General features: G+C 68.2%; 19 protein-coding genes. 9 read left to right on the forward strand and 10 right to left on the reverse strand.

All coding sequences use genetic code 11. From position 1 onward, the window contains the following. Positions 1-176: 176 nt before the first annotated feature. From ACTOWL_RS04840 to ACTOWL_RS04860, 5 genes are read right to left on the reverse strand one after another with little or no spacing between them, the layout of a single operon-like run. On the reverse strand, positions 177-1,268 hold the full coding sequence (locus ACTOWL_RS04840) for an ABC transporter ATP-binding protein (RefSeq protein WP_441320061.1): 1,092 nt from the start codon (positions 1,266-1,268) through the stop codon (positions 177-179). After that, positions 1,268-2,779 carry an argininosuccinate lyase gene (gene argH, locus ACTOWL_RS04845; RefSeq protein ID WP_441320062.1) on the reverse strand — a complete coding sequence of 504 codons (1,512 nt, stop codon included), beginning with the start codon at positions 2,777-2,779 and terminating at the stop codon, positions 1,268-1,270. Before argH ends, ACTOWL_RS04840 begins: the two co-directional genes overlap by 1 nt. Next, a complete protein-coding gene (locus tag ACTOWL_RS04850) occupies positions 2,780-3,631 on the reverse strand; it encodes a carbohydrate ABC transporter permease (RefSeq protein ID WP_441320063.1) in 852 nt (283 codons plus the stop codon). A 1-nt stretch (position 3,632) separates the two neighbouring features. Beyond that, entirely contained in the window at positions 3,633-4,565 is a 933-nt protein-coding gene (locus tag ACTOWL_RS04855) for a carbohydrate ABC transporter permease (protein WP_441320064.1), read from the reverse strand. Between the two features lie 11 nt (positions 4,566-4,576). Then, positions 4,577-5,848 (reverse strand): extracellular solute-binding protein, encoded by a 1,272-nt coding sequence (locus ACTOWL_RS04860; RefSeq protein ID WP_441320065.1) that lies wholly within the window; start codon positions 5,846-5,848, stop codon positions 4,577-4,579. 213 nt (positions 5,849-6,061) lie between these two features. Here ACTOWL_RS04860 and ACTOWL_RS04865 point away from each other — a divergent pair, with 213 nt between their 5' ends. Next, positions 6,062-7,084 carry a substrate-binding domain-containing protein gene (locus ACTOWL_RS04865; RefSeq protein WP_441320066.1) on the forward strand — a complete coding sequence of 341 codons (1,023 nt, stop codon included), beginning with the start codon at positions 6,062-6,064 and terminating at the stop codon, positions 7,082-7,084. Positions 7,085-7,149: 65 nt separating this feature from the next. Here ACTOWL_RS04865 and ACTOWL_RS04870 read toward each other — a convergent pair whose 3' ends face one another. Continuing rightward, a complete protein-coding gene (locus ACTOWL_RS04870; RefSeq protein WP_441320067.1) occupies positions 7,150-8,184 on the reverse strand; it encodes an aldo/keto reductase in 1,035 nt (344 codons plus the stop codon). A 105-nt stretch (positions 8,185-8,289) separates the two neighbouring features. Here ACTOWL_RS04870 and ACTOWL_RS04875 point away from each other — a divergent pair, with 105 nt between their 5' ends. Beyond that, a complete protein-coding gene (locus ACTOWL_RS04875) occupies positions 8,290-9,153 on the forward strand; it encodes a LysR family transcriptional regulator (protein ID WP_441320068.1) in 864 nt (287 codons plus the stop codon). Here the strand turns inward: ACTOWL_RS04875 and betI (ACTOWL_RS04880) are convergent. After that, positions 9,150-9,758 (reverse strand): transcriptional regulator BetI, encoded by a 609-nt coding sequence (gene betI, locus ACTOWL_RS04880; RefSeq protein WP_441320069.1) that lies wholly within the window; start codon positions 9,756-9,758, stop codon positions 9,150-9,152. The genes ACTOWL_RS04875 and betI (ACTOWL_RS04880) overlap by 4 nt on opposite strands. Positions 9,759-9,916: 158 nt before the next feature. Between betI (ACTOWL_RS04880) and choX the strand changes: the two genes are divergently transcribed. Continuing rightward, on the forward strand, positions 9,917-10,843 hold the full coding sequence (gene choX / locus ACTOWL_RS04885; RefSeq protein ID WP_441320070.1) for a choline ABC transporter substrate-binding protein: 927 nt from the start codon (positions 9,917-9,919) through the stop codon (positions 10,841-10,843). Then, positions 10,843-11,877 (forward strand): alcohol dehydrogenase catalytic domain-containing protein, encoded by a 1,035-nt coding sequence (locus ACTOWL_RS04890; protein ID WP_441320071.1) that lies wholly within the window; start codon positions 10,843-10,845, stop codon positions 11,875-11,877. The genes choX and ACTOWL_RS04890 overlap by 1 nt, the downstream gene beginning before the upstream one ends. Positions 11,878-11,880: 3 nt before the next feature. On the opposite strand, the gene betI (ACTOWL_RS04895) is transcribed toward ACTOWL_RS04890, so the two are convergent. The 3 genes from betI (ACTOWL_RS04895) to iolG all read right to left on the reverse strand — a co-directional run bounded on the left by betI (ACTOWL_RS04895) (position 11,881) and on the right by iolG (position 14,560). Beyond that, positions 11,881-12,579: a transcriptional regulator BetI gene (gene betI, locus ACTOWL_RS04895; protein ID WP_441320072.1), complete on the reverse strand. Its 699-nt coding sequence runs from the start codon at positions 12,577-12,579 to the stop codon at positions 11,881-11,883. Between the two features lie 42 nt (positions 12,580-12,621). After that, a complete protein-coding gene (locus tag ACTOWL_RS04900) occupies positions 12,622-13,200 on the reverse strand; it encodes a cold-shock protein (RefSeq protein WP_441320073.1) in 579 nt (192 codons plus the stop codon). Between the two features lie 373 nt (positions 13,201-13,573). Then, positions 13,574-14,560, reverse strand: a complete 987-nt coding sequence (iolG, locus tag ACTOWL_RS04905; RefSeq protein WP_441320074.1) for an inositol 2-dehydrogenase — start codon at positions 14,558-14,560, stop codon at positions 13,574-13,576. Positions 14,561-14,697: 137 nt separating this feature from the next. On the opposite strand from iolG, the gene ACTOWL_RS04910 reads away from it, so the two are divergent. The 5 genes from ACTOWL_RS04910 to ACTOWL_RS04930 all read left to right on the forward strand — a co-directional run bounded on the left by ACTOWL_RS04910 (position 14,698) and on the right by ACTOWL_RS04930 (position 20,732). Continuing rightward, the gene (locus ACTOWL_RS04910; protein WP_441320075.1) at positions 14,698-15,516 is read left to right on the forward strand and encodes a 5-deoxy-glucuronate isomerase; all 819 of its coding nucleotides are present in this window, start codon (positions 14,698-14,700) and stop codon (positions 15,514-15,516) included. Continuing rightward, positions 15,509-17,428, forward strand: coding sequence for a bifunctional 5-dehydro-2-deoxygluconokinase/5-dehydro-2-deoxyphosphogluconate aldolase (locus ACTOWL_RS04915; RefSeq protein ID WP_441320076.1), 1,920 nt, complete (start codon positions 15,509-15,511; stop codon positions 17,426-17,428). The genes ACTOWL_RS04910 and ACTOWL_RS04915 overlap by 8 nt, the downstream gene beginning before the upstream one ends. 14 nt (positions 17,429-17,442) lie before the next feature. Continuing rightward, the gene (gene iolD / locus ACTOWL_RS04920; RefSeq protein WP_441320077.1) at positions 17,443-19,296 is read left to right on the forward strand and encodes a 3D-(3,5/4)-trihydroxycyclohexane-1,2-dione acylhydrolase (decyclizing); all 1,854 of its coding nucleotides are present in this window, start codon (positions 17,443-17,445) and stop codon (positions 19,294-19,296) included. 34 nt (positions 19,297-19,330) lie between these two features. After that, positions 19,331-20,227: a myo-inosose-2 dehydratase gene (gene iolE / locus ACTOWL_RS04925; protein ID WP_441320078.1), complete on the forward strand. Its 897-nt coding sequence runs from the start codon at positions 19,331-19,333 to the stop codon at positions 20,225-20,227. A 100-nt stretch (positions 20,228-20,327) separates the two neighbouring features. After that, a complete protein-coding gene (locus tag ACTOWL_RS04930; protein ID WP_441320079.1) occupies positions 20,328-20,732 on the forward strand; it encodes a DoxX family protein in 405 nt (134 codons plus the stop codon). Positions 20,733-20,823 lie beyond the last annotated feature (91 nt).

Below are 20,823 nucleotides of genomic sequence, written 5' to 3' on the forward strand. Positions count from 1 at the left end.
TGGGACAAAGTCCCAAACTCAACGAGTTCCCCCTCTGGGTTCAAGCTCTTCCGAAAGGTCTCGCTTGCGGGAGAGAGACCGGCAATCTGTGGCGATTTCCTTCAAGCCATTGCCCGGCGCGCCGGGCTGGCCAGGCGCTGCCAGAAACGGCGACGGATTGCTTTCCCCAATCCGCCTCAATTGATCAGCTTTTCGGTCTCCTTATCAAACAGTCGCAGGCAGTCGGCCTCCGCACCGAATGCGACCGCATCGCCGGGCTTGAAGGCAATGCTCGAAGGCGCGCGAGCGACGACGTGCCCTTGGGGCAGATCGAGCAACAGGAATGTTTCCGAGCCGTGCGGCTCCGCCACCCGCACCGTGCCCGCGATCCGGATGGGGAAATTGTCCTGCCCGTCGGCCAGCAGGGTGAGTTCCTGCGGTCTCACCCCCAGGACGATCGATCGGCCGGTGCCGATGTCCGAGGGCAAGCCCGGCACCTCGGATAGGCGAACCGACGCGGCGTTCGCTCCGAGGTTCACCTGCCCGCCATCGATCGTCGCCTCGATCATGTTCATTTCCGGCGTGCCGATGAAACGCGCCGTGAAGATATCCGCCGGCCGATTGTACAGCTCCATCGGCGCGCCGACCTGGAGGATGCGACCTTCGCGCATGACGACGATTCTGTCGGCGAGCGACATCGCCTCGACCTGATCGTGCGTGACAAAGACGATCGTGCTGCCGAGCCGCTGGTGCAACTGCTTGATCTCGAGCCGCATCTGCCCGCGCAATTGGGCGTCGAGATTGGAGAGCGGCTCGTCGAACAGAAAGGCCACGGGGTCGCGCACCATCGCCCGGCCGATGGCCACACGCTGCCTCTGCCCGCCGGAGAGCGCGGCGGGACGGCGCTCGAGATAGGGATCGAGACTTAGGATTCGGGCAGTTTCACGGATGCGCGCCTGCTTTTCCGCCTTGGGGAGCTTGGACCTGTAGAGCCCGAAGCCGATGTTCTGCGCCACGGTGAGATGCGGATAGATCGCGTAGTTCTGGAAGACCATCGCGATGTTCCGATGCTTGGGTTCGTGGTCGTTGACCACCTGGCCGCCGATGCGCAGCGTCCCGCCGGAAATCGCCTCCAGGCCCGCGATCATGCGCAGGGTCGTGGATTTGCCGCAGCCCGAAGGACCAACCAGCACGACGAATTCGCCGTCTTCGACGATAAGGTCGATATCGTGCACGGTCCTAATGCTGCCGTAGCGCTTGGCGATCTTCTCGAGTTCGATCCTGGCCATCATCCACCTTTCGCGACGTCTTGAATGCGGCGTTTGAGTTCGTCCGCCGCAGCGGCCTCCCGCGCGGCGATCGCCGCGGCACGGGCCGCGAACGCGTCCAGCGCCACGCGGTAGCCCGCAAGGGCCGGGTCCATGGCGGCGGGGGCCGGACCGCCGAAGCGATCGCGCACCGCGACAAAGTGCTCGGGCGAGACCATCCGGGCGAATTCGGCCGCATCGGCCACTGGCTTGCGCCCGACATGGCGCTCGAAGGCCAAGACGAAGGCCGGATAGCCGTCCGTCGGCAGATCGCCCGACATGGCCACGACGGCGCGGGCGACCTCGGCGGCGATCTCATGCCCTTGTCGGAAGGACAAACCCTCGCTGCGCACGAGCCAGTCGGCCAGTTCGGTTATGGTGGCGCAGGACCGGCTTAGATTGGCGGCGACGCGTTCGGAATCGATGCGGCAGGCCTGGAGGGTGGCCGTCAGGAGATCGAGCACGCGCTGAGCGACGTCGAAGACCTGATAGCCCATCTCGTGCGTCTCGGCCTCGCTGTCGGTCATGTCGGTGAACGGCGTGTTGTGCATCACGTCGACGACCGCCCGAGCGCGCCCGACAGCCTGACTGGACAGATGCCGCAGATGCTCGAGCGGCACCGGATTGCGCTTCTGCGGCATGATCGACGAAACCTGTACGAAGGCATTCGGCAGATAGAGTTGACCGACCTCGAAGCTCGACCAGAACTGAAAATCCTGGATCGGGCGGCCGAGATGCAGGAACAGGAGCACGATCGCGCTGTAGACCGACGTTAGATAGTCGGTCGCGGCGATGCAGGAATAGGAATTCAGCTGCGGCGCCGCGAAGCCGAGGAGTTCGGCAACGCGTTGCCGGCTGATCGGAAAGCCCGAAGTGGTGATCGCCGCCGCCCCCATCGGGCAAAGATCGACGATCGCGCGGGCGGCTTCGAGCCGCTCCATGTCGCGGATCAGCACCTCGCTCATCGCGGCGAGGTAATGTCCGTAGGTGGTGGGTTGGGCCGGCTGGCCGTGGGTATAGGCGACGATCAGGACATCCCGGTCGCGAACGGCCACCTCGATCAGCGTGGCCAGAAGCTTCCGACAGGCCGCCAGCAGGCGATCGACGCGGGGCTTGAGGCCGAGCTTGAGAAAGGTGTGGTCGATATCGTTGCGCGAGCGGGCCGTGTGCAGCCGGCCGCCGATGTCGGGCCCGACGCGTGCCTTCAACTCGCGCTCCATATGGAAGAAATAGTCCTCGACGTCGCCGCCATAGGCGAGGTCGTCCAGGCGGATCTCGCGGTCCATCGCCTGCAACGCTCCGGCGATGGCGGCGCCCTGTGCCGCGCCGAGGACGCCGGTCTCGACCAGCATGACGAGATGAGCCCGGTCGATCCGGCGCAACGCCTCGGCATGGTAGCGTCGGGCGCCGTCGAACAGCGGCCGCAGCACGGTCTCCCGGTAAACCGGATCGGGGAAGCGTGACCCGTCCTTGGCCTGCAGAATGCTCATCATTTAGCCTTTGACTCCCGCAAGCATCACGCCGCGCACGATGTAGCGTTGGAAAAACAGGAAGATCACCAATGTCGGGATGGTCGCGAGAGCCGCCCCGGTCATGATCAGCTCCCACTGGATGGATTGCTCGACCGCGAAGCTCGAAAGACCGACCGGTAAGGTGTAGAGCGACTGATCGGTGGTCACGATCAGGGGCCAGAAGAACGCCGTCCAGTTGCCGAGGAAGGTAAAGATCGCCAGCGCCGAAAGCGCGGGCGTGACCAGCGGTAGCGCGACCTTCCACCAAATTGCGAACTCATTGAGGCCGTCGACCCGCGCCGCTTCGAGGAAGTCGTTCGGGACCGTCTCGAAGAACTGTTTCATCAGGAAGACGCCGAAAGCGGTGATCATGCCGGGGAACATGATGCCCCAGTAGGTGTCGATCCAGCCGAGCTTGCTCGCCATCAGATACCAGGGGATGACCAGCATCTCGGTCGGAATCATCAGCGTCGACAGGATCGCCAGGAAGACCACCCGCCGGCCGGGGAAGCTGAATTTGGCCAGCGTGTAGGCGACGAGACTGTCGAAGAACAGGCACGACAGGGTGACGATCGTCGCGATCAGAGCCGAGTTCAGGAACCAGCGGCCGAAGCGCCCATCGGATAGAACCTTGACGTAGTTGGCGAGTGTCGGCTGATCGGGGATCAGGCGCAGGTCATAGACTTGGCCGGCCGATTTCAATGAGGTCGAGAACATGAACAGGAGCGGCGTTATCATAACGACGCCGCCGAGGAACAGGACCGTCCAGGCCACGATGCGGCCGGGACGGACGGCGCCGTAGGCGGGAGCGGGCTTCTCGTTGTCGCTGCTCAAGTCAGCGGCTCCTCAGGATCCAGAGTTGTGCCATCGAGATCGCGAACAGAATGGTGAACAGCACGACGGTCTGGGCCGCCGCATAGCCCATCTGATAAGACGAGAATGCCGTCTGATAGATCATCAGGACCAACGGCTTGGTCGAGTTGAGCGGGCCGCCGGGATCATTGCTGGTCATGTTGTAGACTTGATCGAAGATCCGCAGGAACCCGATCGACGAGAACACGACGAGGAAAACCGTGGTCGGCTTCAGCAGCGGTATGATGATGCGAGCCAGGATCGCCCCCTCGCCCAGCCCGTCGATGCGTGCCGCCTCATAATAGCTCGTCGGGATGGCGCGCAGCCCGGCCATAAAGATGATGATCTGGAAACCGAGATGCGCCCAGATCGCGGTCAGCATGATCGCCGGCAGCGCCTGGTCGACCGAGCGGAGGAAGGGCTGCGCCGGCACGCCGGCGAATCCGAGGATGCTGTTGATGACGCCGATCGGTGGGGGCTGGTAGAACCAGCGCCAAACCCAGGCCATCGCTGCGGCGGCCGTGAGGTACGGCAAGAAGTAGAGTGCGCGGATCAGACCGTGCAGAAACCTCACGCGGTCGAGATAATAGGCGATGGCGAAAGACAGCAGGATCGCGATCGGCGTGCCGAAGATCAGATAGGCGAAGGTATTGCGGAAGACCTGCCAGAATACCGGATCGGCGAACAGCTTCCGGTAGTTGTCGAAACCGACGAACCGCGCTTCGTTCAGCAGGTCCCAGTCGGTCACCGACAGGTAGAAGGCTTCCAGCGTCGGATAGAAGCGGACGACGGCGAAGAAGGACACGGGCAGGGCGAGAAACACCCAGGCCCAGACGATCTGCTTCGCCGATATGGTCAGCCGCCCCCAGATGCCGCTGGAGCCGGTGCCCCGGGGCGATAGCGTCGTCGCGGTCATACACCCGCCCCCTACTTCGCCTTGAACTTATCGAGGATGGCTTGCTCGCGGGCGGCTGCCGCGCTCAGCGCGTCGTCGATCGGCTGGTCCTGCAGCAGCACGCCGTTGATCATATCGATCGAGACCTGGCGCTGGGCCGCCTCGTCGACCATCAGCGGCGTCGCCGCGTAGTCGAGCGCACGGATGAAGGGGCCGTAGATCGGGTCCTTGATATTGGCTTCGGTCAGCGCCACCGCGCGGCGGGCCGGCAGCTCGCCCACCTTCTCCAGCCAGATCGCCATCGCCTTCTCGGACGAGAGGAACGCAAGGAACTTCTCGGCCGCCGCCAGCCTCTCGCCCTCAGCCGACGCGCCGATGGCGTTGGCGAAATAGCTGCCGAAATTGGCCCGCTTGCCGTCATGGGTGGGCAGCTCCGCGACGCCCCATTCGAAGCCCTGGATCGTCTTGTAGGAGGCGACGCGGAATGTGCCGTCGACCACCATCCCGGCGAGGCCGGCGCGGAACGCCGCTTGGCCCTCGTCCATGAAACCAGCTTGGCCGACGTGATGCGCCTTCTGCAGACCCGTGTAGAATTCGAGCGACCTTCTACCGGCCTCGGTGTTGTAGGCGACCTTGCTGCCGTCCGCCGAATAGGACTCGCCGCCATACTGACGGACGAGGATCTCGCGCCACCAATTGTGGTCCTGCCGCGCAATATCGAGCGCAATGCCGACCTGCTGGTAGTTTCCGGCCGCGTCGCGCTTGACGATCGCCTTGGCGGCCGCGACGAGCTCGTCCAGCGTCTGCGGAGGCTTGTTCGGGTCGAGCCCGGCCTCTTGGAACAGGTTCTTGTTGTAGAAAAGCGCCATGGCGCGCACCGCCGTCGGCAGGCCGTAATATTGGCCGTCGCGCTTCATCGCCGAGACGATGGGGAAGAAGTCCCGTTCGATCTCCTCATCCCTGAACGCCGCCTTCGATAACGGCTGGATCAGCCTGCCCGCGATGAACGTGTCGAGCCAGCCATAGAAAAGCTGCATCACCTCAGGCCCGCGCCCGGCCATCTTGGCCGCGATCAGCCGCGTCTGGTAATCGGCGTAGGGAAAGGTCATCTGCTTGACCGTGATGTCGGGATTCTCGGCCTCGAATTGCTTGATCAGCTCAGTCATCGCCTGGACACGAGTGTCGAAGACGTACTGCCAGTACTGAATCTCGACCGCGTGCACCGGGCTCGAGACGAACGCGAAAACGCCAAAGACCGCGGCCAAGAGCGACCGACGAATCGAGGATCGGGCGATTGCCGACAAGCTCATCAGGGTTCCTCCCGTACCAGAATCGTTTGCTCGCGTTTTAGGCAAGCGCTTGCATAGCACGAGGTATCGTACGTGAGCATTGGCGTTTGTCAACTGAGGCCATATCAGCTAAATCCGGCTATCCGTCGCTGCTTTGGCCGTTTCCACAGACCGATTCCGTAAGTGGCTCAGGTGCATGGGGAAAACAAGCGCTTGCATCAAAACACGATGGATCTGAAGACGCTCGCCCTTGAGCTGGGTCTTTCGCAATCTACCGTGAGCCGAGCTCTACGGGCCCATCCCAGCATTCCGGAGACGACGCGGCGGCGGGTCGTTGCCGCCGCCGAAGCCGCCGGGTACCGGCCGAACGCGCGGGCGCGCAGCCTCGCGATCGGCAGGGCCGAGGCGATCGGGCTCGTCTTCCCGCTCGAGCGGCTTCAACTGCCCGAGACCAATTTCGTGGATGTGTTGGCGGGCATTTCGACCGCTGTCACGCGCCGCAACTACAGCCTGCTGCTGGCGCCGTTCGAGGATGATGAGGCGGCTATCCTGCGCAAGCTAGCGTCATCAAAGGCCGTCGACGGCGTCATCATCACGCGCCCCCTCGTCGACGATCCGCGCATCGCCCTGCTGAACCAGCTTCGCCTGCCCTTCGTCGTGCATGGCCGCAGCGAGGTGAAGGACTCCTATTCCTTCGTCGACACGGACAACGATACGTCGTTCGAACGCTTGACCAGTCTGCTCCTCGATTACGGACATCGGCGCATCGTGGCCGTGAATGGCCTCGAGAAGTTCCGTTACGCCGCGGCACGCGCCGCGGCCTTCCTGCGCGCCTTCGCCGCTCGCGGGCTGACCCCGCTGCCGGATGCCATCGAGTTCGTCTCGATGACGGAAGCCACGGGCTACGAGACCGCAAGGCGCCGGCTCGACGGCCGAGAGCGGCCGACCGCCTTTGTCTGCGGGTCGGTCTTTCAAGCCCGCGGCGTCTATCGCGCCATAAGGGAGCATGGGCTGAAGATCGGGGCCGACGTTTCGGTGGTCTGCCATGATGACGGCGTCAGGGGATGCAGCGCAGCCGAGTTTGCACCGCCGCTGACGGCAACTGCGACCTCGATCCGCGGCGCGGGCGAACGGCTCGCCCTGATCCTGATCGAGCTGATCGAAAAGAACGTCTCGGAACCTATCCGTGAGATCCTGCCCTTCGAACTCATCCTGCGCGATTCCGTAGCCTTGGCGCAGCCGCAACCATAGGGCCGGACGCGCTCGCTGCTTTATGCGGTGGAGCGATGCCTGGGAGGTCGCGCGCCGCCCTGCCCTCACCGCTCGCGGGCGACACCCTCCGGCGGGCGATCGATCAGGCGCTCGATTTCCGCCATAGCCTCGGCCGGCAACGGCCCCTTCTCCAGCGCGCCGACATTCTCCCGCACCTGCGCCACCGACCGGAAGCCGGGGATCGGCAGGGTCCGCGGCGACTTGGCCCAGAGCCAGGCGAGCGCCCCCTGGGCCGGGCTGCGGCCGTCGGCGGAGAGCAGGTGCCGGATCCGCTCCAGCGTCTCGGCGAAGCCGGACACGACCCGGCCGTCCTTGAAGTAATCCATCCAGTCGAAGGTGTTGGCCCGGACGTCGCCGGCCGGCAGCGCCTGCCCGGCCGCGAACTTGCCGGTCAGCAGCCCCATGGCCAGCGGCGAGCGGTTGATCGAGACCAGCCCGTGCCGCTCGACCACGCCGGACAGGGTCGGCGCGTCGAAGAACAGGTTCATGCCGTGCTGCACGGCGACGAAGCCGGCTCGTTCGGCATGGGCCGCCGCCCGCTCCGGATAATCGGTGCTCCAGCCATAGGCGCCGATGGCGCCGGCGGCGCGGAGCGCGTCGAGCGCGTCGAACACCTCGCCCGCCCGGTCGATCGCCATCGTGTTGAGGTGCAGTTGCACCAGGTCCAGCCGGTCGCGCCGCAGCCGGCGCCGCGATCCGTCCACCGCGCTGCGGACCTCGCGCTGCAGGTCGCCCTCCTCGATGCTGCCGCCGTACTGCTTGCTGGCGGGATCGAAGCGGTTGCCGAGCTTGGTCGCGACCACGACTTCGTCGCGGCCTTCCAGCGCCTGGCCCAGCACCGCCTCGGAATGGCCGGCGCCGTAGACGTCGGCGGTGTCGAAGAAGCGGATGCCGAGATCGACGGCGCAATGGATGGCCGCGGTCGATTCCGCGTCGTCGACCGTGCCGTAGCCGAGCGGCGTGTCGCCGGCGAAGAACGGGCCGCCGATCGCCCAGCAGCCGAGGCCGAGGCGCGGCACCTCGCGCCCGTCCCACAGGCGGATCAGCGGGACCGGATGCGGTGCGGATCGGTCGGTCATGGCACTTCCCTTTTCAGTATCGAAAAGAATGTAGCTCAACGGTGGGAAGGCTATCGGCTATGATCCAGCCCTGAAACAGGCAGTATCGAAATGAACGTTTCAGGAATGAAAAGCCCGGTCGACTGGGAGGACATTCGCCTGTTCCTGGCCGTGGCCCGCGGCGAGGGGTTGAGCGCCGCGGCGCGGCAGGCGGGCTCCAGCCCGGCCACGCTGGGGCGGCGGATGACGGCGCTGGAGCGCAGCCTGGGCCAGCGCCTGTTCGTCAGGGAGCGGCTGGGCTACCGGCTGACCGAGCCGGGACGCCAGTTCCTGGCCCAGGCCGAGGAGATGGAGGCGGCGGCCACCGGCATCGAGCGCTGGCGCGACGGCCTGTCGCCGCGCCGCACCGTGCGGATCTCGGCCGGGACCTGGACCTCCTGGTTCCTGGCCTGGCACATCGACGCGCTGTGGGCGCCCGGCGAGCCCTGGACGATCGACTTCGTCGCCGCCAATGCCCGGCTCGACATCGCCCGCGGCCAAGCCGATATCGGCGTGCGCAACCGCCGGCCGGAGGAGCCGTGGCTGGCCGGGCGGCGCACCGGCGACGTCGCCTTCGCCGTCTATGGCCGGCGCGGCGATGCCCTGGAGGAGCGCTGGATCGGCGTCACCGGCGACGGCGCGGTCACCCCCTCGGCCCGCTGGGTGGCGGAGCGGCACGCCGCCGCCACCGTGGTCCGCGGCAACGACCCGCGGCTGATCCTGGACCTGCTGCGCCGCGGCATCGGCCGGGCGGTGCTGCCCTGCTTTGTCGGCGATGCCGACCCGGAGCTCGACCGGCTGCAGGAGATCGAGGAACTGCGCCACCAGCAATGGCTGGTGCTGCACCAGGACGAGCGCCGCCACCCCGCGGTGCGGGCGGTGATCGAGCGCATCGTCCGGCTGATGCGGGACAACCGGGCGCTGCTCCGCGGAGAAGGCCGGGACGGCTAGGACGGCATCGCCTGCAGCGCCCGCACCCGCCCGTCGCCGAGGACGCTGCGGATGTGCTGCTCGACCATGCCGATTGCCTCGTCCGCCGCCAGTTCGACCCCCGGCCCGGCCTTGCGCAGCCAGGCGCCGTCGATCAGCACGCCGACCCCGAGCACGAAACGGGTCAGCTCGGCCCCCCGCAGCAGGCCTTCGACGCAGCTTCCCAGGTTGGACACCATGCGGCGGTGGAACAGCCGCTGCAGGCGTTCGAGCTGGGGGTCCCGGCCGGCCGTGGCGGAGAAGGACAGCCAGGCGCGGGCGGTGTTGCCGTCGAACACATCGGCCGGGAAGTTGCCCCGGACGATGGCCATCAGCCGGTCCCAACGGTTGCCCGCCGCCTTCATCTGCCGCACCACCTCGTCCATGACGACGCGGTTGGCGTGGCGGACCATCCAGAACAGCACCTCGTCCTTGCTCTTGAAGTAGTAGGCCAGGATGCCCGGCGACATGCCGGCCTCGCGGCAGATGCGGGCGGTGGTCAGGCCGCCGATGCCGTGCTGCAGGAAGGCGCGATAGGCCCCCTCGATCAGCTCGCGACGGCGGATTTCCTCGATCGGCTTGCGCATCGTCCTTCCGGGTTCCGGGTGTGCCGCTATATTAGCGTTCAGTTTTTTGTATGAACGTACAAAATTTTGAATTGACAAAAAATGCCGTCGTGATTGGCTAGAGACCGGGGCACAAAGGCCGCGCAGACGGCCCCGTGCCCGTTCATCGGGAGGCTGTCATGAAGACAATGATCGTCGCCGTGCTGGCCGGCCTGGCCTGGTCGGGCACGGCCCTGGCGGAGGACGCGTCCTGCGCCCGGATCCGCAGCGCGGATATGGGCTGGACCGACATCGCCCTGACCACCAACACGGCCGCCATCGTGCTCGAGGCCATGGGCTACGAGATGACCAACACGCTGCTGGGCCTGAACATCACCTATGAGAGCCTGAAGAACGGCCAGGTCGACGTCTTCCTGGGCAATTGGCGCCCGGCGCAGGACATCGAGTTCAAGGCGTATTACGACAACAGCTGGGTCGAGGTGCTGGGCACCAACCTGACCGGGGCGAAATACACCCTCGCCGTTCCGACCGAGGTGGCGGAGGCCGGGGTGCACGGCTTCGACGACCTGGCCCACTTCGCCGACAAGTTCGGCCGCAGGATCTACGGCATCGAGCCGGGCTCGAACCAGCCGCTGCTCGACATGGTGGCCGCCGGCCGCCACGGGCTGAAGGACTGGGAGGTGGTCGAATCCAGCGAGCAGGGCATGCTGGCCCAGGTGCAGCGCGCCGTCGCCCGCGACCAGTGGATCGTGTTCCTCGGCTGGCAGCCGCACCCGATGAACCTGAACTACAGGATCACCTACCTCTCCGGTGGGGATGAGGAGTTCGGGCCCGATTTCGGCGGCTCGACGGTGCGCACCATCGCCCGGCCCGGCTATGCCGCCGCCTGCCCGAACCTGGCGCGCTTCTTCGCCAATCTCGCCTTCGACATCGACACCGAGAATGCCGGCATGCAGATGATCCTCGACCAGGGGCTGGACGCCCGGGCCGCAGCGGCGGCGCTGATCAAGGCGCGTCCGGACCGGCTGGCCGCCTGGCTCGACGGCGTCACCACCCGGGACGGCCGCCCGGCGCTGGATGCCGTGCGGCCGGCGCTGACTCGCTGATGAAGGCGTGGCGGCGCCCCGCGACGATGCAGGCGGCGGTGCTGGAGGCGCCGGGCCGGAAGCTGGAGGTGCGGCCGGTGCCGGTCCCGGCGATCGGGCCCGGGCAGATACTGGTCCGGCTGCTGGCCTGCGGCGTCTGCCACACCGACCTGCATCTGTGGAGCGACGGCGCCCCCGGCCCCTCCCCTCTCATCCTCGGGCATGAAGGCGTCGGCGAGGTGGTCGAGACCGGGACGGCGGTCACGGGCTGGCGGCCGGGCGACCGCGTCGGCGTGCCCTGGCTGCACGACACCTGCGGCCAGTGCGACGAATGCCGGGACGGCGCGGAATCCTTCTGCCAGGCCCAGCGCGCCCATGGCTGCCACGTCGACGGCGCCTTCGCGGACTACGTCGCGGTCGACGCCCGCTACGCGGTGCGGCTGCCGGCCGATGCCGATCCGGTCGCCACCGCGCCGCTGCTGTGCGCCGGCGTCACCGCCTATGGCGCGGTGCGGCGGGCCGGGCTGCGCCCCGGGTCGCGCTGCGCCATCTTCGGCTGCGGCGGGCTCGGCCTGTTCGCGGTCCAGCTGGCCGTCCGCGCCGGCGCCACCGTCGTCGCGCTCGACGTGTCGCCGGCGAAGCTGGAGCGCGCCCTGGCCTGCGGCGCCCACCACGCCGTGGTCGCGGACGGCACGGCGGCCGAGGCGCTGCAACGCCTGGGCGGCATGCAGGCCTGCATCAACTTCGCGCCGACCGACGCCACCTGGGCCGCCATGGTCGGCGGCGTCCGGCCACGGGGCATGATCGTCGCGGCCGCGCTGGTGGCGACGCCCGTGCCGGTCACCCCATACTGGCTGACGGCGACCGGCGTCACCCTCACCGGCACCAGCGTCGGCACCCGGCGGGAGATGGAGCAGTTGATCGCGCTGCATGCGTCGGCGCCGCTGCACAGCCCGACCCGCCGCATCGCGCTGGCCGACATCAATGACGGCCTGCGCGACCTGCGGGACGGGCGGGTCGACGGCCGGCTGGTGATCGATTTCGCGCTGGGCTGAGCGCTAGCTGCGCGGCGCCGGATCATCCCGGGACAGCCCCATGGCGTTGCCGGACAGGAGCCCGTCGACCCAGCCATTGGCGATGCGCACGGCGTCCTCCGGCGTGAACACCGAGGGGTCGAGGCAGAGCTCGAGCCACAGCCCGTCCAGCATGGCGGTGAAGGCCAGCGCCGCCACCGCTGTATCGACCCGGCGGGAGTGGGAGGCGACGGCCTCGGCGATCAGCCCTTCGAGCCGGCGGCGATAGGCGGCGTAGACGTCGCGGTGGATCTGCCGGATCGCCTCGTCGCGGCGCACCAGGGCCCAGAAGGACAGCCAGATCGACAGCAGATCGGGGTCCAGCACCGGCGGCCGGAAGCTGGCGTCGATGAAGGCGCGCAGCCGCGCCTCGGGCGTGGCGTCCGCCGAATCCAGTGCGACAGCCAGGGTCTCGGCCACATGGCTGCCGATGGAACGGTAGGTTTCGGCGATCAGGGCGTCGATGCCGCCGAAATAATGGCGCACCAAGCCGGGCGAGACGCCGGCACGGGCGCACACCTCGCGCACCGATGTAGCGCCATGGCCGCGTTCGGCCAGGCATCGGGCCGTGGCTTCGATCAGCGCCCGGCGTCGAACCGCCGGCAATTCGCGCGTAAACTTCGCGCGCGGCCCTGATTTATCGTCGGGCACGCGATCAGGTGAGGCGGAGCGGGGCTCGGCCACGAAAGGCAACGGCCCGGGGTCGCCCCCGGGCCGCGTCCGTCGTCACAGCAGCTGGACCGCTTCCGCCATCGGGCCCTTCTGGCCCATGCGGACCGTCAGGCGAACCCGCTGCTCGCTGTTCAGGCTCGGCAGGCCGGCCTTCTGCAGCGCGCGCGAGGCAACGTAGACGTCCTTGCCGCCGTCATCCGGCGTCACGAACCCGAAGCCCTTCTCGGCGTTGAAGAACTTCACCGTGCCCTCGACCTCGGTCGCCGGGCCGCTGAAGCCGCCGCGATCGCCGCCGAAGCCGCCACCACCACCGCCGAAGCCGCCACCACCGCCGCCGCCGAAGCCACCGCGATCCCCGCGGTCGCCGAAGCGGTTGGGCCGGAAGCCGCCACCGGCGCCGGCACCACCACCGGCGGGTGGAGCGCCGAGCTCCTCGACACGATGGATCACCGCGACCTGCGGGCCTTTCTGACCTTCTGCGATGTCGCAGACGATCTTCGTGCCCTCATACATCTCGCGATGGCCGGACTGTTCCACGACCGAGGCGTGCAGGAACGCATCCGGCGAACCGTCCGTCACCTGGACGAAGCCGAAGCCCTTCGTCGCATTGAACCACTTGACCACTGCCGTCACGTCACGGCGATATTCGCCGCCTCCGACGCGCGGCGGATGACGTCGGTTCATCATTGAACTGAAACTCCAAGAGAAAGTGCTGCACCAGGACCAAGGGTGCGGCTTCCGCGAGCGGAAACCAGAATCTGTCCGCTCGCAACCGGATTTGCGCCGGTGCTGGACGGTCTGAACGTTTTTGTCGAGACGACCATTCGTTACCTAGAGACAACCAGCCCGCGCGTGATGACCACCCGCGGGCGAAGTAACGCCTCTCTACCCCTCAGCCGAGCCTACAGAAGACACCCGGACAAACTATAACCTCAGGCCGAGCGCCTTGACCATAGGCGTTCGGCCGGGTCGGAGAGAATCTTTCGCAGGACAATTCGAGGATGACTCAGCATGACAGCCGCACCGGGGCGCCGGTCTTGACTGATTCCCACGCCGCGTCGGCGAGCAGGAGGGCGCGCTTGCCGTCCTCGCCGCCGGCCCGGGGCGGCCGCCCCTCCAGCACCGCGTCGATGAAATCGTCGAGCTCGCGCCGATAGGCGTCGGCATAGCGCTCCAGGAAGAAATGCAGCGGCTTGTCCCGCACCACCCCGTCGGCGCCGGCATATTCCACCGTGGTCGCGGCCCGGTTCTCGGCCCGCAGCATGCCGAGCGATCCGAACGCCTCGACCCTCTGGTCGTAGCCATAGACGGCGCGACGGCTGTTCGAGATCTGGGCGATGGCGCCGCCCGCGGTCTTCAGCGTCACCACCGCGGTATCGACGTCGCCTTCGGCGCCGATCGCCGGGTCGACCAGGTTGCTGGCCGTCGCGTAGATCTCCACCGGCTCCTCGCCCAGCAGCCAACGGGCGATGTCGAAGTCGTGGATCATCATGTCCCGGAACAGCCCGCCGGAGACGCGGATGTAGCTGGCCGGCGGCGGGCCCGGATCGCGGCTGGTGATCGCCACCAGCTCGACCTTGCCGATGCGGCCCTCGGCGATGCCGGCATGGACCGCCTCGAAGCTGGGGTCGAAGCGCCGGTTGAAGCCGAGCGCCAGCGGCACGCCGGCCTGGGCGACGATGTCGAGGCAGCCCTCGACCCGGGCGCTGTCGAGGTCGATCGGCTTCTCGCAGAAGATCGCCTTGCCGGCCTTGGCCGCCGCCTCGATCAGGTCGGCATGGGTGTCGGTCGAGCTGGCGATCACCACGGCGTCGGCGCCGTCCAGCGCCGCCAGGCCGTCGCCGACCGCGGCGCCGTGCTGCTTGGCCAGCGCTTCAGCCGACTCGCGGTGCACATCGACCACGGTGACCAGTTGGGTCCGCGGGTTCCGGGCGATGTTGTCGGCATGGATCTTTCCGATCCGTCCGGCACCGAACTGGCAGATCTTGAGCATGGTTCCTCTCCCTCGCGACGCGCCGGATCATCGGCCCGGCGTCCGCCGACCGCGATAGAAAAATCAGAATTCTGAGGTTGCAGTCAAATGGAATATTTGTTCTATTTGATCGAAATCGCCCTGGGGAGGACCAGCCAATGACCCGCCATCTGACCGGCCACCGCGGCGGCTTCGGCCCGGGGCTGACGCAGATCACCCGCTTCGACGAGCCCGAGGACGACACCGGCATCGCGGTTTCCGTGCTGAAGCTGGCGCCGGGCGAGAGCCGCGAGATCGAGACCGCGAACGAGACCGCCTGGCTGCTGATGTCCGGCGCCGCCGAGGTGGCGGTCGACAACCAGTCTGTCCGCCTCTCCCGCGCCTCGCTGTTCGATGAATCGGCCAGCGCCGTGCATGTCGCAGCCGGCGCCCGGGTGCGCCTCCAGGCCGAGACCGAGGCCGAGTTCACGGTCTACGAGACCAGGAACGCCAAGCCCTTCCCCTCCCGCCTGTTCCAGCCGGCGGACGTGCCGAACGAGCATCGCGGCAAGGGCCAGGTCGACGACGCTTGCTACCGCTACGTCCGCACCATCTTCGACCTGCGCAACAGCGACCCGAATGCCGAGCTGGTGCTGGGTGAGGTGGTGACCTTCCCCGGCCGCTGGTCGAGCTATCCGCCGCACCACCACCCGCAGCCGGAGATCTACCATTACCGCTTCACCGATCCGCGCGGCTACGGCCATGCCGAGCTGGGAGAAACCGTGCTGAAGGTGCGCGCGAACGACACCATCAAGATCTTCGACGGCTTCGACCATGCGCAATGCGCGGCGCCCGGCTACGGCATGTACTACGCCTGGGTGATCCGGCACCTGGCCGGCAACCCCTACACCGTACCGGAGTTCACCGAGGAGCATCGCTGGACCATGGACGCCCAGGCCGAGTTCTGGCGCCCGGAGGGAGTCTCGCGTCATGGCTGAGCCCACCCTCGACGTCATCTGCATCGGCCGGTCCTCGGTCGACCTCTATGGCGAGCAGGTCGGCGGCCGGCTGGAGGACATGGCGTCCTTCGCCAAGTACGTCGGCGGCTGCCCGACCAACATCTCGGTCGGCACCGCCCGGCTGGGCCTGCGCACCGCCCTGCTGACCCGGGTCGGGGACGAGCATATGGGCCGCTTCATCCGCGAGCAGCTGGCGGCGGAGGGGGTCGACACCAGCCATGTCATCAGCGATCCGAAGCGGCTGACCGCGCTGGTCATCCTCGGCATCCGCGACCGCCACACCTTCCCGCTGATTTTCTACCGCGAGGACTGCGCCGACATGGCGCTGTCCGAGGACGACATCGACGAGGCCTTCATCGCCTCGGCCCGCGCCGTGGTCGTCACCGGCACGCATTTCTCCACCCCCTCGGTCGCGGCGATGAGCCGGAAGGCGATGCGGCTGGCCCATGCCCATGGCCGCAAGGTGGCGCTGGACATCGACTACCGGCCGGTGCTGTGGGCCCTGACCGGCCACGGGCTGGGCGAGGAGCGCTTCGTCGAGAGCTCGGCGGTCAGCGCCCATCTGCAGGCGATCCTGCCGGACTGCGACCTGATCGTCGGCACCGAGGAGGAGATCCACATCGCCGGCGGCGCCACCGACACGCTGGCGGCGCTGCGCCGGGTCCGGGAGCTCAGCACGGCCACGATCGTGGTCAAGCGCGGACCGATGGGCTGCGTCGTGTTCCCGGGTGCGATCCCGGACGACATCGAGCAGGGGGTGAAGGGCCCCGGCTTCCCGGTCGAGGTCTACAACGTGCTGGGCGCCGGCGACGGTTTCATGGCCGGCTTCCTGCGCGGCTGGCTGCGCGACGAGCCGGTCGAGGCCGCCTGCCGCTACGCCAATGCCTGCGGCGCCTTCGCCGTGTCGCGGCACGGCTGCGCTCCGTCCTATCCGAGCTGGACCGAGCTGTCGCAGTTCCTGGCCCAGGGCAGCGCCCATCACCGGCTGCGCGAGGACCCCGCGCTCAACCAGGTGCATTGGGCGACGACCCGGATCCGCGACTGGCCCGAGGTCCACGCCATGGCCTTCGACCACCGGTCGCAGCTGGAGGAGATGGCGGCGCGCCACGGCGTCGATCCGGAGCGGATCGGCGACTTCAAGCTGCTGGCCTGGCGGGCGGCGAAGCAGGCGCATGGCGACCGGCCCGGCTTCGGCGTGCTGATCGATGGGCGGCTGGGCAGCGAGGCGCTGTTCGCGGCCGCCGGCAGCGGCGCCTGGATCGGCCGGCCGATCGAGCTGCCGGGGTCGCGCCCGCTGCGCTTCGAGGGCGGGCCGGATGTCGGCGTCACCTTGCGGGAATGGCCGCTGGAGCATGTGGTCAAGTGCCTGGTGCAATACCATCCGGACGACCCGCCGGAGATCCGGGCTGAGCAGGACCGCCAGCTGCTGGCGTTGCTCGATGCCAGCCGAGCCACCCGGCACGAGCTGCTGATCGAGGTGATCCCGCCGAAGACCCTACCGGCCGACGACCGCACCGTGGCCCGGGCGCTGGACCATCTCTACGGCATCGGCATCCATCCGGACTGGTGGAAGCTGCCGCCGCCGCCTTCGGAGGCCGCCTGGGCGGCGATCCAGGAGGTGATCGCCCGGCACGACCCGCATTGCCGCGGCGTGCTGCTGCTGGGGCTGGAGGCGCCGGAGGAGCAGCTGATGGCTGCCTTCGCCCTGGCCGCGCGCCAGCCCTGGTGCCGCGGCTTCGCGGTCGGCCGAACCATCTTCGGCCGCGCCGCCGAGGACTGGATCGCCGGGCGCATCGACGACGACGAAGCGGTGAGACGGATGGCCGCCAGCTATGGCAGCCTGATCGCCGCCTGGGAGAATGCCCGCGCCGCAGCGCAAGCCGCGGCCTGAAGGGAGCGATAGGGATGGGAACCGTGCGTTTGACCATGGCGCAGGCCCTGGTGCGCCACCTCGCCGCGCAATGGACCGAGGACGACGAGGGCCGGCGCGAGCGCCTGTTCGCCGGCTGCTGGGCGATCTTCGGCCACGGCAATGTCGCCGGCATGGGCGAGGCGCTGTACGCCCATCGCGAGGATCTGCCGACCCTGCGGGCGCACAATGAGCAGGCGATGGCCCTGGCCGCGGTCGCCTATGCCAAGGCCAAGTTCCGCCGCCGGATGATGGCGGTCACCACCTCGATCGGCCCGGGGGCCACCAACCTGGTGACGGCCGCGGCGCTGGCCCATGTCGACCGGCTGCCGGTGCTGCTGCTGCCCGGCGACGTCTATGCCAGCCGCCGGCCGGATCCCGTCCTGCAGCAGGTCGAGGATTTCGGCGACGGCACGGTCAGCGCCAATGACTGCTTCCGCCCGGTGTCGCGCTATTTCGACCGGATCACCCGGCCGGAGCAGATCCTGACCGCCCTGCCCCGCGCCCTGGCGGTGCTGACCGACCCGGCCGAATGCGGGCCGGTGACGCTGGCCCTGTGCCAGGACGTGCAGGCCGAGGCCTATGACTACCCCGCCTGGTTCTTCGAGGACCAGGTCCACCGCATCCGCCGCCCCGGCCCGGACGAGGCCGAGCTGGCCCAGGCCGTCGCGGCGCTGAAGACGGCCGAGCGGCCGCTGCTGATCGCTGGCGGCGGCGTGCTGTATTCCGGCGCCGCCAAGGCCCTGGCCGGCTTCGCCGAGCGCCACGGCCTGCCGGTGGCCGAGACCCAGGCCGGCAAGGGCAGCCTGGCCTGGAACCACCCGGCCAATGCCGGCTCGATCGGCGTCACCGGCTCCAGCGTTGCCAATGCGCTGGCCGTCGACGCCGATGTGGTGCTGGCGGTCGGCACGAGGCTGCAGGACTTCACCACCGGCTCCCGCGCCCTGTTCCGGGCGCCGGGGCGGACGCTGATCCAGCTGAACGCCGCCGTGTTCGACGCCGCCAAGCACGGCGCCCTGCCGCTGGTGGCCGATGCCAGGCGTGGCCTCGACGCGCTGTCCGAGGCGCTGGGGTCCTGGACCGCGCCGAAGGCCCAGTCCGACCGCACCCGCGGGCTGATCACGGAGTGGACCGCGTCGGTCGACCGCGCCACCGCCGCCAGCAACGCCCCCCTGCCCTCCGACGCCCAGGTGCTGGGCGCGGTCAACCGGGCGGCCGGGCGCGGCGCCGTCGTGGTCTGCGCCGCCGGCGGCCTGCCGGGCGAGCTGCACAAGCTGTGGCGCACCGACGCGCCGGGCGGCTACCATCTGGAATACGGCTATTCCTGCATGGGCTACGAGATCGCCGGCGGCCTCGGCGTCAAGCTGGCCCGGCCGGACCGCGAGGTCTATGTCCTGGTCGGCGACGGCAGCTACATGATGATGAACTCCGAGATCGCGACCGCGGTGCAGCAGGGCGTCAAGCTCACCATCGTCGTGCTCGACAATCACGGCTTCGGCTGCATCAACCGGCTGCAGAACGCGACCGGCGGCGCGTCGTTCAACAACCTGTTCCGCGACATCGAAGGCGCCCAGCCGATCGACTTCGCCCTGCACGCCGCCAGCATGGGCGCGGCGTCGGAGAAGGTGGCCGGCATCGCCGAGCTGGAGGGCGCGCTGCTGCGCGCCAAGGCCACCGACCAGACCAACGTCATCGTCATCGACACCGACCCGGTGGTGACGACCGAGGCCGGCGGCACTTGGTGGGACGTGGCCGTCCCCGAGGTCTCCGACCGCGACCCGGTGCGCCGGGCCCGCGCCGGCTACGAGGAGCAGTTGGCCGGCCACCCCATCACCGGGCGTTCCGCCTGATCCATCAACCATCCGACCGCACGAGACCGCCGCGATGACCGTCACCCTCGGCACCAACCCGATCGCCTGGAGCAACGACGACCTGCCGGAGCTTGGCGGCGAGACGCCGCTCGAGACCTGCCTGTCCGAGGCGCGCGAGGCCGGCTTCACCGGCATCGAGCTGGGCAACAAGTTCCCGCGCCAGGCCGACGCCCTGCGGCCGATCCTGGAGGCGCATCGTCTGGCCCTGATCTCGGGCTGGTACAGCGCCAACCTGCTCGACCGCTCGGTCGAGGAGGAGATCGCGGCAATGGAGCCGCATCTGGCGCTGCTCGCCGCGCTCGGCTGCAAGGTGATGGTGTTCTGCGACACCTCCGGCGCCGTGCATGGCGACCGCGGCACGTCCCTGTCGCAGCGCCCGACCCTGCCGGAGGATGCGTGGCCGGAGTTCGGCCGCAAGCTGACCGCCGTCGGCGACCACATGGCGAAGCACGGCGTCCGGCTGGCCTACCACCACCACATGGGCACGCTGGTGCAGAGCGAGGCCGAGGTCGACCTGCTGATGCAGCACACCGGCCTGTCGGTCGGGCTGCTGCTCGATTCCGGTCACATGACCGTGGCGGGCGGTGACCCCGCGGCGCTGGCCCGGCGCTACGCCAGCCGGATCAACCACGTCCACGCCAAGGATGTGCGCCGCGACGTGCTACAGAAAGTGCGCGACGAGGATTGGAGCTTCCTCGACGGCGTTATCGGCGGGCTGTTCACCGTGCCGGGCGACGGCATGGTCGACTTCCCGCGGATCTTCGACGCCCTGCCGAAGAGCTACAGCGGCTGGATGGTGGTGGAGGCCGAGCAGGACCCGGCCAAGGCGCATCCGCTGACCTACGCCCGGCTGGGCTATCGCAACCTGTGGAAGTTCGCGACCGGCGCCGGCTTCGAGGTGAAGAGCTGAAGGCTCGATCGGTCAACACACTGTTTATGCAGATTTCTCCATCCTGTCGAAGCGGTTGATGTCATAGTGACGCATCGAATCAACTCACCCGGATGGTGAAATGTCGGCCTTTTCCTCTTTCTTCGCTTTCTTCGCCCGCATCTTCCTCGCCGTCCTGTTCGTGGTCTCCGGCTGGGGCAAGCTGACCGGCTTCGAGGGCTTCGTCGGCTATGTCGCCTCGAACGGGCTGCCGGTGCCGCAGCTGTTCGCCGCGCTGACCATCCTGGTCGAGCTCGGCGGCGGCGTCCTCTTGATCCTCGGCCTGTTCTCGCGCCTGGCCGCCTTCATCATGGCCGGCTTCGCGCTGCTGACCATCGTCGTCGTCCATCATTTCTGGACCATGGCCGATGCCGAAATGCAGATGAACCAGCTGATGGCGATGAAGAATCTCGCCATCGCCGGCGGCCTCTTGATGGTCACCGCCTTCGGCCCCGGCGCCTGGGCGGTCGGCCCCGGCCGCGACTGAGGCGTCGTCCGACGACGAACCGAACGGCGGGTCCCCGGGCCCGCCGTTTCGCATTGCGGCGGCGTCCATTGCATCGCTCCGCCGCCACGCT

Source organism: Inquilinus sp. CA228 (assembly GCF_052078665.1).
Lineage (GTDB): Bacteria > Pseudomonadota > Alphaproteobacteria > DSM-16000 > Inquilinaceae > Inquilinus.